Annotated in this window: 13 protein-coding genes; 12 read left to right on the top strand and 1 reads right to left on the bottom strand. The window is 42.3% G+C overall.

Features of this window, described 5'->3' with window-relative positions; genetic code table 11:
* Positions 1 to 82 precede the first annotated feature (82 nt).
* The 4 genes from spoIVB (at position 83) to ABG082_RS11140 (ending at position 4,961) form a co-directional block, all read left to right on the top strand.
* On the top strand, positions 83 to 1,360 hold the full coding sequence (gene spoIVB, locus ABG082_RS11155) for a SpoIVB peptidase (RefSeq protein WP_025207604.1): 1,278 nt from the start codon (positions 83 to 85) through the stop codon (positions 1,358 to 1,360).
* Positions 1,361 to 1,643: 283 nt separating this feature from the next.
* Complete coding sequence (spo0A, locus tag ABG082_RS11150) at positions 1,644 to 2,447, top strand: sporulation transcription factor Spo0A (RefSeq protein WP_008342226.1); 804 nt, start codon at positions 1,644 to 1,646, stop codon at positions 2,445 to 2,447.
* A gap of 449 nt (positions 2,448 to 2,896) precedes the next feature.
* Positions 2,897 to 3,997, top strand: a complete 1,101-nt coding sequence (locus ABG082_RS11145) for a Rap family tetratricopeptide repeat protein (protein ID WP_007501159.1) — start codon at positions 2,897 to 2,899, stop codon at positions 3,995 to 3,997.
* A gap of 226 nt (positions 3,998 to 4,223) precedes the next feature.
* Complete coding sequence (locus tag ABG082_RS11140; RefSeq protein WP_008342228.1) at positions 4,224 to 4,961, top strand: glycerophosphodiester phosphodiesterase; 738 nt, start codon at positions 4,224 to 4,226, stop codon at positions 4,959 to 4,961.
* A gap of 33 nt (positions 4,962 to 4,994) precedes the next feature.
* Here ABG082_RS11140 and ABG082_RS11135 read toward each other — a convergent pair whose 3' ends face one another.
* Complete coding sequence (locus ABG082_RS11135) at positions 4,995 to 5,231, bottom strand: DUF2627 domain-containing protein (protein WP_008342229.1); 237 nt, start codon at positions 5,229 to 5,231, stop codon at positions 4,995 to 4,997.
* 149 nt (positions 5,232 to 5,380) lie between these two features.
* On the opposite strand from ABG082_RS11135, the gene ABG082_RS11130 reads away from it, so the two are divergent.
* From ABG082_RS11130 to ABG082_RS11095, 8 genes are all read left to right on the top strand, one after another.
* On the top strand, positions 5,381 to 7,453 hold the full coding sequence (locus ABG082_RS11130) for a sigma-54-dependent Fis family transcriptional regulator (protein ID WP_017367572.1): 2,073 nt from the start codon (positions 5,381 to 5,383) through the stop codon (positions 7,451 to 7,453).
* Between the two features lie 125 nt (positions 7,454 to 7,578).
* Entirely contained in the window at positions 7,579 to 8,472 is an 894-nt protein-coding gene (gene yqiS, locus ABG082_RS11125) for a phosphate butyryltransferase (RefSeq protein WP_046343939.1), read from the top strand.
* Between the two features lie 25 nt (positions 8,473 to 8,497).
* Positions 8,498 to 9,592: a branched-chain amino acid dehydrogenase gene (bcd, locus tag ABG082_RS11120; protein WP_007501155.1), complete on the top strand. Its 1,095-nt coding sequence runs from the start codon at positions 8,498 to 8,500 to the stop codon at positions 9,590 to 9,592.
* 27 nt (positions 9,593 to 9,619) lie between these two features.
* Entirely contained in the window at positions 9,620 to 10,747 is a 1,128-nt protein-coding gene (buk, locus tag ABG082_RS11115; protein WP_139761155.1) for a butyrate kinase, read from the top strand.
* Entirely contained in the window at positions 10,737 to 12,161 is a 1,425-nt protein-coding gene (gene lpdA, locus ABG082_RS11110; protein ID WP_254000649.1) for a dihydrolipoyl dehydrogenase, read from the top strand. The genes buk and lpdA overlap by 11 nt, the downstream gene beginning before the upstream one ends.
* 17 nt (positions 12,162 to 12,178) lie before the next feature.
* Positions 12,179 to 13,171 carry a thiamine pyrophosphate-dependent dehydrogenase E1 component subunit alpha gene (locus ABG082_RS11105; RefSeq protein ID WP_039955993.1) on the top strand — a complete coding sequence of 331 codons (993 nt, stop codon included), beginning with the start codon at positions 12,179 to 12,181 and terminating at the stop codon, positions 13,169 to 13,171.
* Between the two features lie 12 nt (positions 13,172 to 13,183).
* Positions 13,184 to 14,167 carry an alpha-ketoacid dehydrogenase subunit beta gene (locus ABG082_RS11100; RefSeq protein ID WP_007501148.1) on the top strand — a complete coding sequence of 328 codons (984 nt, stop codon included), beginning with the start codon at positions 13,184 to 13,186 and terminating at the stop codon, positions 14,165 to 14,167.
* A 19-nt stretch (positions 14,168 to 14,186) separates the two neighbouring features.
* A complete protein-coding gene (locus tag ABG082_RS11095; RefSeq protein WP_348936099.1) occupies positions 14,187 to 15,443 on the top strand; it encodes a dihydrolipoamide acetyltransferase family protein in 1,257 nt (418 codons plus the stop codon).
* Positions 15,444 to 15,488: the final 45 nt, after the last annotated feature.

Raw genomic sequence — 15,488 nt, 5'->3', positions numbered from 1 at the left:
CTCGCTAAGAAGGCAAAAGTAAAGATGTAGCCAAAACATTAATGTTCTGGTGTGGGTAAGGAGCGAGGAGAGTGAAAAATGAATGCCCGAAAAGATGAGAAAAGCCATTGGTGTGATTCTCCTTGTTTCTTTAATAAGTACAGGGTTTATGAGCATAGTGAAGGAATATATCAGCATTCCAACAACTGTCGCAGTATTTGAACACGAGAAGCATTCGATTGATACATCAATTGAAGCGTCAGCCAATGCTTCTTCACCAGCCTTTAGTCTTTCAGAGAAAAAGAATCAACTTGAAGTAACGGGACAAAAGGCGGGAAAAGCCGAAATTGTTTATGATTTTAAAGGATTTCCTATTAAGAAAACAAAAGTCGATGTTCTTCCCGAATTAAAAGTCATTCCTGGAGGACAATCCATTGGCGTCAAACTCCACTCTGTCGGAGTTCTCGTTGTCGGTTTTCATCAAATCACAACAGCAGACGGCAAAAAATCACCAGGTGAAGCCGCAGGCATTCAATCAGGGGATATGATCATTGAGATCAATGGTCACAAAATGGAGAAGATGAATGACCTCACCCCATTTATTCAGAAAGCCGGAAAAACGGGGGAAACCCTTCATTTACTCATAAAAAGAGACCATAAAACCTTTCAAACGACATTAACACCCGCGAAAGATGCAAGTGAAGGTACTTATCGAATCGGTCTTTATATTCGTGATTCCGCAGCAGGAATCGGGACGATGACCTTCTTTGAACCATCTTCTAAAAAATATGGCGCCCTTGGGCATGTGATTTCTGACATGGATACAAAAAAACCAATCGTGGTCGACAATGGTGAAATTGTCAGATCAACCGTCACATCCATTGAAAAAGGGACAGGAGGCAATCCTGGAGAAAAATTGGCCAGGTTTTCTTCCGAAAGAAAAACGATAGGTGATATTTCACGTAACAGTCCATTCGGTATATTTGGTACATTAACCGAAAAACTTGAAAATCATGTAGCAGACAAACCACTTCCAGTTGCATTATCAAATGAAGTAAAAGAAGGTCCAGCCGAAATATTAACGGTTGTGGACCATGATAAAGTAGAGAAATTTGATATTAAAATCGTCAGCACAACACCGCAAAAATTCCCGGCAACAAAAGGAATGGTGCTTAAAGTAACGGATGAGCGCTTATTAAGCAAAACGGGCGGGATCGTTCAAGGAATGAGCGGAAGTCCGATCATCCAAAATGGCAAAGTCATTGGAGCGGTCACTCACGTGTTCGTCAATGACCCGACAAGCGGATACGGCGTACACATTGAATGGATGCTGTCAGAAGCAGGAATTGATCTTTATCAAAAAAACAAAAAAGCAAGCTGACGAAAAACTGCCGCGAATCTTCCGGCAGTTTTTTTCTACCCTTTCTTTCTCTTCCATCATGTTATAAAATAAGGAAAAAGAGATTTTTCGACAAAATGGAAAACAGTGTATTGTCAAATTGCAATAATCGTCGATTCATTAAGAAAAACGTAGAAAAAGCTAGATAATGCTCTATTATTCGGAAAATTAAACTTTTTTAAAGGGGATAGCATGGTTTTGTCGAATTGAACACTCAGAAGAGAAATGCAAAAGACTAAGGAATCGACATTGGGGAGGAAAGAACGTGGAGAAAATTAAAGTGTGTGTAGCTGATGACAATCGAGAACTTGTTGGCCTTTTGACAGAGTATATTGAGGGACAGGAAGATATGGAAGTACTTGGCGTGGCGTATAATGGTCAGGAATGTCTGACATTATTTAAAGATAAAGAGCCCGACGTTCTCCTCTTAGATATTATCATGCCTCATTTAGACGGTCTTGCTGTACTGGAACGCCTCCGTGAAAACAATGAAATGACCAAACAGCCAAGTGTCATTATGCTGACGGCTTTCGGACAAGAAGACGTAACGAAAAAAGCGGTCGATTTGGGCGCATCCTATTTCATTTTGAAACCATTCGATATGGAAAACCTCGTAGGTCATATTCGTCAAGTCAGTGGAAACGGCACACAAGTCAGCCATCGATCTTCATCTATCCAAAACAGTGTCCTTCGCAGCAAACCTGAACCGAAACGTAAGAACTTAGATGCGAGCATTACGACAATTATTCATGAGATTGGCGTGCCAGCTCATATTAAAGGTTATTTATACTTAAGAGAAGCCATTTCGATGGTGTACAATGATATTGAACTACTCGGCAGTATTACAAAAGTATTGTACCCAGACATTGCAAAGAAATTTAACACGACAGCCAGCAGGGTAGAACGAGCGATTCGTCATGCCATTGAAGTGGCTTGGAGCAGAGGGAATATTGACTCCATTTCCTCACTCTTTGGTTACACGGTCAGCATGTCAAAAGCCAAACCAACCAATTCAGAATTTATTGCGATGGTGGCTGATCGTCTGCGTTTAGAGCATAGAGCAAGCTAAGTCAACGTCCATAAAAAAACGTTTCTTCAATGAGGCGTTTTTTTATTTTTGTAAAATATTGCTAAAAAATGGATATGTTGATAAAATCATCTTTAATGTTTAAATTGGACAAACGGGTCGCTTTATTTTCAGAATAAAATGAAAAATAAAGCATGAAAGAAATGAATAGGACATAAAATAGTGGTAATCAGCTACGCTAATCAACTGGCTTATAGAAGAAGAAAACGCTCATTCGTAAGAAAAAGGATGAGAGGAAAAGGTCTTATGTAATTGGTAAATAAAGCAAATGAGATCGAAAGTTCTATTTCTATTGACCCGATTGGTTGGCGTTTTAAAGTCACTGGCTTCTTAGAGATTGTGCCATTTGAACTGAATATTCCCATTGTCGAATTTAATAATTTTCACATTCTTTTACTATGCTATAATAATGAAAAGAAGAGGGTGAGGTTATGGGAAAGCTGAAAATCCACTCTGCTGAGGTTGCGAACGAAATTAGCAAGTGGACGAGGGTCATTTCTCAGAATGACCTAGAAAAATCTGCTGTCTATAAAGAGAAAATTCAGAATTTGCTAAAAAATACAGATGAGGACCGAGAAGTTCTTCTTTATTATCAGCTAGTCGACGGCAGACATGAAATGTTACTTGGAAATATTGAAAAAGCCAATCAGATTATGAAAAGTGTCGGAACGCTGGATGAAAAAGCAGATGACATTATTAATTTTTATTTTTACTTTTATAAAGGCCAATATGCCGCCTATGTCAAAAAATATGATGAGGCGATTAGTTTTTATAAGATTGCAGAGCAGCGTCTAAAACGTGTGAATGAAGATCTTGAAGTAGGGACTTTTCATCATAAAGTCGCTTCCATTTATTACGAACTGAAGCAAAATTTCATTTCCATTAATCATATTAAAAAAGCCATTGATACGTTTAAAGCGCATGAGGAATATACCGCACAGGCGATTGACAGCTTAATCTTACATGCGAGCAACTGTATTGATTTACTACAGTTTGATGAAGCTGAGGAAAAGTACCAAGAGGCACTTGAGAAAAGTAAGCGCATTAACAATGAAGTGCTGATTGGGAAGTGCTATCACAATTTAGCGGTTCTTTATTACGCAAAACATGATTATGAAAAAAGCGCACAATACGCCAAAAAAGGGATGAGCATTCAAATTCATCGCGACAATAGCCATTATTTCATCCAATCTTTATATGTTCTCGCAAATGCCTTAGTTCATTTAGGAGATCATGAGGCGAAAGAATATATTAAAGAGGGGATTCAATATAGCTGTGATATCCAAAATAATGAATATATAGTAAAATTTGAAATTTTGGATCTGATGTGCGAAAATAGTGGAGCAGCAGACGTATTCTCTGAAAAATTAGACTACATAGAAAAAAATAGATTATATGTGGAGCTTGAGGATTTGTCTGAACAAATATCGAAATACTTCAAGGAACGAAATGATTATCAAAATGCCATTCGTTTTCTTGAAAAGAAATTCGATGCACAAATACTTCAAAAGAAAGTGGAGGTTATCTTATGAAAAAGTTGTTGTTAGGTGTAACAATCGTTACAGCAGTCGCAGTTGTTTCTTCCCTTTTTGCTCTTGACGCAGAGACGACAGAGCAAGCCATCAGAGCGATTACGTGATCGAATTTACCTGTCAACCTCTTCTCTCTAATCAGAAGAGGTTTTTTTATGTGCTCAAACTGGAAAAACGAAAACAGACACGTCATAATATAGGTAATCATCATATTTAGAGGTGGCATATGACGAAAATTTTTGCACATAGAGGCTTTAAAGGAAACTATCCAGAGAACACCATGATTGCCTTTGAGCACGCACTCCATTCTGGAGCGGATGGAATTGAGCTTGATGTTCAGCTCACCAAAGACGGCAGACTGGCTGTCATTCACGATGAAAAGCTGAATCGAACGACCAATATGAAAGGGTTAGTGAAAGACTATACATATGAAGAGTTAAAAAGAGGGGATGCCAGTCATTCTTTCTATGAAGAAACGGGTGCGGTCTCCATTCCTCTTTTAGAAGAAGTATTAGAGCTAGTGACGCAGCGACCATCCTTTATGATCAACATTGAATTAAAAAACTCTATTTATCGATATCCAGGGATTGAAGAGAAAGTAAAAGAGCAAATTGAGCACTTTCAAATAGAGGATCGTGTGCTTGTCTCATCATTTCATCACGGCAGTTTAGCTCTTTTTCACAAGCTGATGCCGCACATTGAACTGGCGGTCCTCACGATGGATGTGATTCATCAGCCGGAGATGTATTTAAAAACAATCCCGGCTAAGGGGTACCATCCGAATATAAAGGGCGCTGGGGTGACAAAAGAAGTTGTATCCGCTCTCCATGCAGACCAACAAGTGATCAGACCGTTTACTGTAAACAGTGAGAAGCAAATAAAAAATATGTTGACCTTGGGTGTTGATGGAATCTTTACAGATTTTCCTGATCGTGCCGTCAAAATAAGAGAAGAAATGAAATAAAGACCTGCTATCAACAGCGGGTCTTTTTCATGATTACCTTTGCTTAAAACGAGTTGTTACTTTATTTCGTTTACGGTCTCTATATAAAATAAATCCTGCAACAACATAAAGACCTCCCCCTAAAAATAACAACCCTGCAATTCCTTGCAGCCATAAATATGGAAATGGTGCAATGATGATGCCGAAAACAGTGTCCCGCAGCAGCTTAATGCCAAGTGCTGCAAAGGCTCCAGGTATTAAAATAATCACTAATGCGAGTAGTCTTCCCATCGAATGTCCCCTTAAACGTCATTTACTTCCATTGTCTAATTCAAAAAATATTTTGTCAAGAAAGGAAAACGTGGTAATATAGGTGTTGTGCAATTTTTTGCAACGGAAAAATATGGTGTGCAAAATTTTTCATATAAAGGGGTAACGGGATGCAGAGAGTCTTGATTGTCGGTGCAGGACAAGGTGGATCAGCACTGCTTGAAACATTGCTGAAAACAAATACGGTTCAAATCATTGCGATCGCCGACCTTGATCTCGAGGCACCGGGGATGGATGAAGCGAAAAAGAATGGAATTGAGACGACGACGGATTGGAAAGAATACATAAAAGATGACATTGATATCATCATTGAAACCACAGGCAGTTCTGCTGTACTGAAGGAACTAATTGAACAAAAACCAGAGCATGCTGTGATTGTGCCAAGCTCGATGGCATACGTCATGTCAGAATTAATGGCAGAGAAACAACAGCTTATTCAAATATTGAAGGAACAAACCTATAAACATGACCGCATTTTTAATGCAACGAATGATGGCATGATTTTTATTAATATGGATGAAGAAGTGGTCCTGTTTAATCGATCGGCTGCCAAAATGGTGGGGTGTTCGCAAAAGGATGCGATTGGCCGTCACATTCGAGAAGTGATTCCGAACACAAAACTTCCCGATATATTAAGGTCAAGGGAGCCGGAATTTAACCAAAAGCAATTTTTGAATCAGCAAATTCAAATTGTGACCACCCGTCTGCCGATTATTGATGACGCGGGGAGAATGTTAGGTGCTTTATCGATCTTTAAAGACATAACAGATGCGGTGGAGCTTGCGGAAGAAGTGACAAACCTCAAAGAAGTAAGAACGATGCTTGAGGCGATTATTCAATCATCAGATGAAGCCATATCGGTTGTCGATGAGCAGGGGAAAGGTATTTTGATCAACCGTGCTTATACGAAAATGACCGGTTTAACGGATAAAGAGGTCGTAGGTAAACCAGCTGGTGCTGATATTTCCGAAGGGGAAAGCATGCACTTAAAGGTGCTTGAAACAAGAAGACCTGTTCGTGGCGTCAGAATGAAGGTTGGTCCAAATAAAAAAGATGTCATCGTCAATGTAGCACCTGTCATTGTGGACGGCATTCTAAAAGGCAGTGTCGGTGTCATTCACGATGTATCCGAAATTCAATCATTGACGAATGAATTAAATAAAGCAAGACAGCTCATCCGAACACTTGAAGCGAAGTACACATTTGAAGACATTATTGGAGAAAGTGAACAAATGCTTGTCGCACTTGAGCAGGCAAAGCTGGGCGCAAAAACGCCGGCAACCATTTTACTCCGCGGAGAATCAGGTACTGGGAAAGAGCTGTTTGCACATGCCATTCACAATGAAAGTGATCGCAAGTACAACCGCTTTGTCCGTGTCAACTGTGCTGCCTTATCAGAAACTCTTTTAGAGTCAGAACTGTTTGGCTACGAGGAAGGAGCGTTTTCTGGTGCAAGGCGAGGCGGGAAAAAAGGGCTGTTTGAAGAAGCCAATCAAGGCAGCATCTTTTTAGATGAAATCGGTGAAATGACGCCAAGTACACAAGCGAAATTGCTGCGTGTCATGCAAGAAAAAGAAATTGTTCGGGTAGGCGGAACGAAAGCGATACCGGTCGATGTGCGTGTGATCACAGCGACAAATGTCAATATTGAAAAGGCGATGGCAGAAGGGAAGTTCAGAGAGGATTTATATTATCGAATGAATAGATACCCGATATCGATCCCACCGCTCAGACAGCGTCTCGAAGATATTGAATCATTAAGTAAACGCCTCATCCAGAAGATCAATTTAGACTATGGGCGAAACGTCAGCGGCTTAACAGATCGTGCGCTTCATAGACTTCGATCATATAGCTGGCCAGGCAACGTGAGAGAGCTTGAAAATGTGCTTGGACGAGCGATGATCTTTTTGAATCCGCAAGAAGAATGGATCGATGAAGCGCATATCGCCTTCATGGAGTCAGACGAGCATGAGGAAAAAGAGCAGCAGGAACTGGCTGTTAGTCAATTTGAGGGGGAGACGCTCTCAGATGCTGTAGAAGCATTTGAAGCGCAGTTGATCAAACAAACCCTTGAAAAACATCAATTCAATCGCACAAAAACAGCGAAAACGTTAGGGATCAGCATTCGAAATCTTTACTATAAAATGGATAAGTATCAGCTTGCAAAAGATAGCATGCAGTAACATGCACGTAACCTGCAAGAAATTGCATAATTTCTTTGCGAAAAGGTTTATTTTTCACACATTTCAAGCTGGCACGGAACTTGCATATAAAAAGAGGAACCGAGCACAAGGAAAGGTGGGCAAGTATGAAGCTTGACGATCTGATTATCAAAGCCTCGCAGCTGCAGAATAAAACAGCGGCTGTGGCTCATGCAGAAGACGAAGAAGTGCTTCATGCCATCAAAATGGCAATCGAACGAAAAGTCGCTCGCTTCCTGCTGGTTGGAAACAAACGCAACCTAAAGGAGCTAGTCAAACAGCATGAGATCAATGAAGACTGGATAGATATTATTCATTCAGATTCACCCGAAGAATCTGCCAAAATTGCCGTTCAGGCAGTAAGTGAAAATCATGCAGATATTCTCATGAAGGGTCATGTCCCGACAGCCGTATTGTTAAAAGCTGTCCTAAATAAAGAGTATGGGCTTCGGACAGCGAGTGTCCTTTCACATGTTGCAGCCTTCGAAGTACCGGGCTTTGACCGTTTTATCTATGTGACGGATTCTGCGATGAACATTGCGCCTGATTTAAATATGCTGAAAGAAATTACGATGAATTCCGTTCAAGTCGCACAAGCTGTCGGAAATGATATGCCCAAAGTGGCGGTATTATCAGCGGTAGAAGTCGTAAACCCAGCGATGGATTCGACACTCACAGCTGCAAGCCTTGCGCAAATGAATCGAAGAGGTCAAATTTCTGGTTGCCTGATTGATGGGCCGCTTGCTTTAGATAATGCCATCTCTCAAACGGCAGCTTCTCATAAAAATATTACGAGTGACGTGGCTGGTCATGCTGATATTTTGCTTGTGCCAACCATTGAAGCAGGCAACATTCTTTATAAATCTCTCATCTACTTTGCTCATGCAAAAGTGGGGGCTGTGGTGGCAGGAGCGAAGGCCCCGATTGCTTTAACAAGCCGGTCTGATTCAGCAGAAAGTAAGCTCTATTCAATTGCACTTGCCATCTGTACATCAAATTAAGTGAAAGTAATAGGAGGAAAAGAAAATGGAACTTTTTAAATATATGGAACGATACGATTATGAACAGCTTGTATTTTGTCAGGATGAACAGTCTGGTTTAAAAGCCATCATTGCCATTCATGATACAACACTTGGGCCAGCACTCGGCGGAACAAGAATGTGGACATATGAAAATGAAGAAGCAGCTATCGAAGATGCCTTGCGTCTTGCAAGAGGTATGACCTATAAAAATGCGGCGGCAGGGCTTAACCTTGGCGGCGGTAAAACGGTCATCATCGGTGATCCGAGAAAAGACAAGAATGAAGAAATGTTCCGTGCTTTTGGCCGTTACATTCAAGGATTAAATGGCCGTTATATCACCGCTGAAGATGTCGGTACAACGGTAGAAGATATGGATCTTATCCATGAAGAAACAGACTTTGTCACAGGAATCTCTCCTGCATTTGGTTCTTCAGGAAACCCATCTCCAGTGACTGCTTACGGTGTATATAAAGGGATGAAAGCAGCTGCAAAAGCAGCATTCGGTACAGATTCACTAGAAGGAAAAACAATTGCCGTTCAAGGTGTTGGAAACGTGGCTTACAACCTATGTAAACACCTGCATGAAGAAGGCGCACAGCTCATCGTCACTGATATCAACAAAGACTCAGTTCAGCGAGCTGTAGAAGACTTCGGTGCAAAAGCGGTAGACCCTGATGATATTTATGATCAAGAATGTGATATTTACGCACCATGTGCACTCGGTGCAACCATTAACGATGTGACGATTCCTAAATTAAAGGCAAAAGTCATTGCAGGTGCAGCGAATAACCAGCTGAGAGAAACACATCATGGAGATCTTATTCATGAAATGGGCATCGTGTATGCACCGGATTATGTCATCAATGCAGGCGGTGTGATTAACGTTGCAGATGAGCTTTATGGCTATAATGCAGATCGTGCAATGAAAAAAGTAGAAGGCATTTACCAAAACATTGAGCGAGTGATTGAAATCTCTAACCGTGATGCCATTCCAACTTATAAAGCGGCAGACCGATTGGCTGAAGAGCGAATTGAAAGAATGCGCAAATCAAGAAGCCAATTCCTGCAAAATGGTCAACATATTTTAAGTCGTCGCTAAATGGATGAATGAGTTGAAACGGAGGTTTTGTTTTTGCTGACAAAAGAATGGCGTATTCTCACGATTAATCCTGGCTCTACCTCAACAAAAATCGGTGTGTTTCATAATGAACGATCTATTTTTGAAACGACATTAAGACATACAGATGAGGAAATCAAGCAGTTTCCTCATATCATTGATCAATTTTCTTTCCGTAAAGAAACCATTTTGAAAACACTGCATGAACAGGGGATGAACATCTCAAAGTTTGATGCAGTTTGCGCACGCGGTGGTCTTCTTCGTCCGATTGAAGGTGGCACATATGAAGTAAATGAGCAAATGGTTGAAGATCTAAAAGAAGGGTATGCTGGCCAGCACGCCTCTAATCTAGGCGGAATCATTGCCCGAGAAATTGCACTTGGTCTTAACATCCCAGCTTTTATTGTGGACCCAGTAGTCGTAGATGAACTACAGCCGATTGCTCGTATTTCAGGACTGCCAACAATTGAGCGGAAAAGCATTTTTCATGCGTTAAATCAAAAAGCAGTCGCAAGAAAAACGGCTGCTTCGTTTGGAAAACGTTATGAAGATTTGAACATGATCATTACCCATATGGGCGGCGGAATTACGATTGGTGTACATCAAAAAGGAAAAGTCATTGATGTGAATAACGGTCTTCATGGCGAGGGTCCTTTCAGCCCAGAGCGGGCAGGTACTCTTCCAACAGGTGACCTTGTCAATTTATGCTTTTCTGGTGAATATTCGCAAGAGGAAATGCTCAAACGCATTATTGGTGAAGGCGGTCTTGCGGGCTATCTTGGTACGACAGATGCAGTAAAAGTAGAGCGCATGATCGAAGCAGGTGATGAGCGTGCGGCGCTTATTTATGAAGCGATGTGCTATCAAATTGCCAAAGAAATCGGTGCGGCTAGTGCGGTCTTAAAAGGAGCTGTAGACGTCATTGTGTTAACAGGCGGCCTTGCGTACAGCAAACAAATTACGTCAAGCATTAGAGGATACATTGACTGGATTTCAGATGTTGTTGTGTACCCGGGTGAAAATGAATTGCAATCCTTAGCAGAAGGGGCGCTTCGTATTTTAAAAGAAGAAGAAACACCAAAAGAATACCCAAATGATCAAAAGGCGGAGAAAGGAGTGACAAGTCATGGCAACTGAATATGACCTCGTCATTCTTGGTGGAGGCACAGGCGGCTATGTAGCAGCCATTCGTGCCTCTCAACTTGGATTGAAAACAGCAGTCGTAGAAAAATCAAAGCTCGGTGGAACATGTCTTCATAAAGGCTGTATCCCATCTAAAGCGCTTCTTAGAAGTGCAGAAGTCTATCAAACGGTCAAACGTGCCGCTGAATTTGGCGTTGAAGCAAGCGGAATTGCCTTACAATTTGCAAGCGTACAAAAAAGAAAAACAGAGATTGTCGACAAATTAGCAGGTGGCGTCAAACACTTAATGAAACAAGGGAAAATTGATGTATACGAAGGAATAGGCCGTATCCTAGGCCCTTCGATTTTTTCGCCAATGCCAGGCACCATCTCGGTAGAAATGGCGAATGGCGATGAAAATGAAATGCTGATTCCAAAGCAGGTCATCATTGCGACTGGGTCAAGACCGCGCGTCCTGCCTGGGCTTGAAGCGGATGGAACACACATCCTTACATCAGACGAAGCACTTGAACTGCAAGAACTCCCTCAGTCCATGCTGATTGTCGGCGGAGGCGTGATTGGGATCGAGTGGGCTTCCATGCTTAACGATTTTGGCGTAAAAGTCACAGTGATCGAATTTGCAGATCGCATTTTGCCAACAGAGGATCAAGATATTTCTAAAGAAATGGAAAAGCTTTTGACGAAGAAAGGGATTACCTTAGTGACAAATGCGAAGGTTCTGCCAGATACTGCCGAAAAGCACGAGAATCTCGTCAAGATCCAAGTGGAACAAGGTGGAGACACTCAGTCGTTTGAAGCAGAGAAACTGCTTCTTTCAGTTGGCCGAGTGCCAAACGTGGAAGGCATAGGTCTTGAAAACACGGACATTCAGACAGAAAAGCAAGGCATTGTCGTGAATGAGCATTATCAAACGAAAGAGTCGCATATTTACGCAATAGGTGATGTCATTGGCGGTCTTCAGCTGGCGCATGTCGCATCACATGAAGGCATGATTGCAGTAGAACATATGGCTGGTCAAGATCCAAAGCCGCTTGATGAAACGCTCGTGTCTAAATGTGTTTACTCTCACCCAGAAACCGCTAGTGTTGGGCTGACTGAACAGGCGGCAAAAGAGCAAGGCTACGAAGTCAAGATTGGGAAGTTTCCCTTCATGGCCATCGGAAAAGCGCTTGTATTTGGAGAGTCTGATGGATTTGTCAAAATCATTGCTGACCAAAAGACAGATGATATCTTAGGGATTCATATGATTGGTCCTCATGTAACAGATATGATATCTGAAGCTGGATTAGCTAAAGTACTAGATGCAACTCCGTGGGAAGTGGGGCAGACGATCCACCCGCATCCAACCTTGTCAGAGGCAATTGGCGAGGCAGCACTGGCTGTTGACGGAAAGGCGATCCATTTTTAATCAAGGAGGGAAACATGATGAGTAACATGCGTCATCAGGAATTAGGATTATCAGATGAACAAGCGATTGACATATATAGAACCATGCTTTTAGCAAGAAAAATTGATGAACGGATGTGGCTGTTAAACCGTTCTGGAAAAATTCCATTCGTCATCTCTTGTCAAGGACAGGAAGCGCAGCAAGTCGGTGCCGCTTTTGCCCTCAATAGGGAAGAGGATTACGTTTTACCTTATTACCGTGATATGGGGGTTGTCCTTGCATTCGGGATGACGGCGAAAGATTTAATGATGTCTGGTTTTGCGAAAAAAGACGATCCAAACTCAGGCGGGAGACAGATGCCAGGTCATTTTGGGCAAAGATCAAACCGAATTGTGACTGGATCATCACCTGTGACAACGCAGGTTCCTCATGCGGTTGGCATCGCACTTGCCGGGCGTCTAGAGCAAAAGAATTTTGTTAGCTTTGTCACGTTCGGTGAAGGCTCTTCAAACCAAGGAGACTTCCACGAAGGCGCCAACTTTGCTGCGGTGCATAAGTTGCCTGTTATTTTCATGTGTGAAAACAATAAGTATGCGATTTCTGTCCCGTATGACAAACAAGTGGCATGTGAGCGTATTTCAGATCGTGCAATAGGGTACGGAATGCCTGGTGTGACGGTTGATGGAAATGATCCGCTTGAAGTGTATGCAGCGGTCAAAGAAGCGAGAGACCGTGCAGCAAGAGGTGAAGGCCCAACATTGATTGAAACCATTTCTTACCGGTTAACTGCGCATTCAAGTGATGACGATGATTCTAGCTATCGAGAAAAGGAAGAAGTGCTCGAAGCAAGAAAGAAAGATCCGCTCATTCAATATGAAACGTACTTAATCGAAGGAAATGTCATGAGTTCTGAAATGAAAGAAGACATGACCAAAGAAATCATGCAAATCGTAAACGAAGCCACTGATGAAGCGGAAAATGCAGCTTATGCCGATGCAGAAAGCGCACTTCGTTACGTGTATGCGGAGTAAGGGGGAAGAAAAATGCCTGTTATGTCATATATAGACGCTATCACATTAGCGATGAAAGAAGAAATGGAGCGAGATCCGAAAGTGTTTGTGCTCGGAGAGGATGTCGGGAAAAAAGGCGGCGTATTTAAAGCAACAGCGGGTCTTTACGAGCAATTTGGAGAAGCGCGCGTCATGGATACACCTCTTGCCGAATCAGCGATTGCAGGTGTAGGTATTGGGGCTGCTATGTATGGAATGCGTCCGATCGCGGAGATGCAATTTGCGGATTTTATTATGCCAGCCATCAACCAAATCATTTCAGAGGCTGCAAAAATTAGATATCGTTCCAATAATGATTGGAGCTGCCCAATGGTCATTCGTGCTCCTTACGGGGGCGGCGTACACGGGGCGCTTTATCATTCACAATCGGTCGAAGCCATTTTTGCCAATCAGCCAGGCTTAAAGATTGTGATGCCTTCTACACCTTATGATGTCAAAGGGTTGTTAAAAGCCGCAGTGCGTGATCCAGATCCTGTATTGTTCTTTGAACACAAACGTGCATACCGTCTCATTAAAGGAGAAGTGCCTGAAGAGGATTATACGCTCCCTATTGGAAAAGCGGATGTGAAACGAGAAGGCGATGACATTACGGTCATTACATATGGCCTTTGTGTTCATTTTGCCCTCCAAGCAGCAGAGCGCCTTGCGAAGGACGGAATTTCTGCTCATATTCTCGATTTACGTACAGTGTACCCGCTTGATCAAGAAGCGATTATTGAAGCGGCATCAAAAACAGGGAAAGTACTCTTGTTAACAGAAGATACAAAAGAAGGAAGCATCATGAGTGAAGTGGCTGCCATCATTTCAGAGCACTGCTTGTTTGATTTAGATGCGCCAATTAAACGTCTAGCAGGACCTGATATCCCTGCAATGCCTTATGCACCGACAATGGAGAAATTCTTCATGGTTAATCCGGATAAGGTAGAAGCTGAAATGAGAGAACTAGCGGCGTTTTAAGAAAGAGGAGGGTTTCAAAGTGGCAACTGAACAAATGAAAATGCCTCAGCTTGGTGAAAGTGTAACAGAAGGAACCATTAGCAAATGGCTCGTTTCACCTGGCGATCATGTGAATAAATACGATCCGATTGCGGAAGTCATGACAGATAAAGTAAATGCAGAGGTTCCGTCATCCTTTACAGGAACAATCACTAAACTAGTGGCTGCAGAGGGTGATACACTTCAAGTAGGAGAAGTGTTTTGTGAAATTGAAGTAGAAGGCAGTGCGCAGCAGAGTGCGAAAACAGAAGAGGCGCCTGCGCAAGATGAAGCACCAGAACCTGACCAAACAAATGTGGATCAGAGTCAAAAGAAACGATACTCTCCGGCAGTCCTGCGTTTAGCAGATGAGCACGGAATTGATTTAGCGGCTGTTCAAGGAACGGGAGCTGGCGGCAGAATCACAAGAAAAGATTTGCTGAAGCTTATCGAAAGTGGAGGGGCACAAGAAACGGCAGCACCTGTGAGTGATGGTACGGGTCAAACGGAGCCTGCAAAGCCGTCACAAGCAAAAGCGGCTCCTTCCATCTCTTCAATGCCTGGAGATGTTGAACTGCCGGTCACTCCGATTAGACAGGCGATTGCCGCAAACATGCTAAGAAGCAAGCATGAAATTCCACATGCCTGGACGATGATGGAAGTGGATGTGACAAACCTTGTGACAAGAAGAAATCAGCTAAAAGATCAATTCAAAGCAAAAGAAGGCTTTAATTTGACGTTCTTTGCATTCTTTGTCAAAGCAGTGGCTCAGGCCTTAAAGGAATTTCCTGAAATGAACAGCATGTGGGCTGGAGATAAAATTGTTCAAAAGAAAGCGATCAACGTCTCCATTGCTGTTGCAACAGATGACGCTCTTTTTGTCCCAGTGATTAAAGATGCGGATGAGAAAACGATTAAGGGAATCGCCAAAGAAATTCATGAACTTGCTTCCAAGGTCAGACAAGGCAAACTGAAGCAAAGTGACATGGAAGGCGGCACTTTCACTGTGAACAACACAGGATCATTTGGTTCGGTTCAATCAATGGGGATCATTAACTATCCGCAAGCAGCCATTTTACAAGTAGAATCTATTGTAAAGCGCCCGATGATTGTAAATGGTATGATTGCCGCAAGAGATATGGTGAATCTTTGTCTTTCATTAGATCATAGAGTACTCGATGGTCTTGTATGCGGTAGATTCCTGCAAAGAATTAAACAAATTCTTGAAGGCATTGACGAAGAGACGTCCGTCTATTAAGCTCATTTATATGTCCCCTTCTCACAATGAGAGGGGGATTTCCAT

It is taken from the genome of Bacillus sp. BS1807G30, from assembly GCF_040047675.1.
Taxonomy (GTDB): domain Bacteria; phylum Bacillota; class Bacilli; order Bacillales; family Bacillaceae; genus Bacillus; species Bacillus altitudinis.
The sequence above is the reverse complement of the archived record's forward strand: the minus strand, read 5'-3'. Positions and strand labels throughout refer to the sequence as shown.

What these genes read in the sequence shown, in the direction of transcription:
- ABG082_RS11100 (WP_007501148.1), top strand. Translation starts at nt 13,184, where the DNA reads ATGCCTGTTATGTCATATATAGACGCTATCACATTAGCGATGAAAGAA.
- yqiS (WP_046343939.1), top strand. Translation starts at nt 7,579, where the DNA reads ATGAAGCTTGACGATCTGATTATCAAAGCCTCGCAGCTGCAGAATAAA.
- ABG082_RS11105 (WP_039955993.1), top strand. Translation starts at nt 12,179, where the DNA reads ATGAGTAACATGCGTCATCAGGAATTAGGATTATCAGATGAACAAGCG.
- ABG082_RS11135 (WP_008342229.1), bottom strand. Translation starts at nt 5,231, where the DNA reads ATGGGAAGACTACTCGCATTAGTGATTATTTTAATACCTGGAGCCTTT.
- spoIVB (WP_025207604.1), top strand. Translation starts at nt 83, where the DNA reads ATGCCCGAAAAGATGAGAAAAGCCATTGGTGTGATTCTCCTTGTTTCT.
- ABG082_RS11130 (WP_017367572.1), top strand. Translation starts at nt 5,381, where the DNA reads ATGCAGAGAGTCTTGATTGTCGGTGCAGGACAAGGTGGATCAGCACTG.
- ABG082_RS11140 (WP_008342228.1), top strand. Translation starts at nt 4,224, where the DNA reads ATGACGAAAATTTTTGCACATAGAGGCTTTAAAGGAAACTATCCAGAG.
- lpdA (WP_254000649.1), top strand. Translation starts at nt 10,737, where the DNA reads ATGGCAACTGAATATGACCTCGTCATTCTTGGTGGAGGCACAGGCGGC.
- bcd (WP_007501155.1), top strand. Translation starts at nt 8,498, where the DNA reads ATGGAACTTTTTAAATATATGGAACGATACGATTATGAACAGCTTGTA.
- ABG082_RS11145 (WP_007501159.1), top strand. Translation starts at nt 2,897, where the DNA reads ATGGGAAAGCTGAAAATCCACTCTGCTGAGGTTGCGAACGAAATTAGC.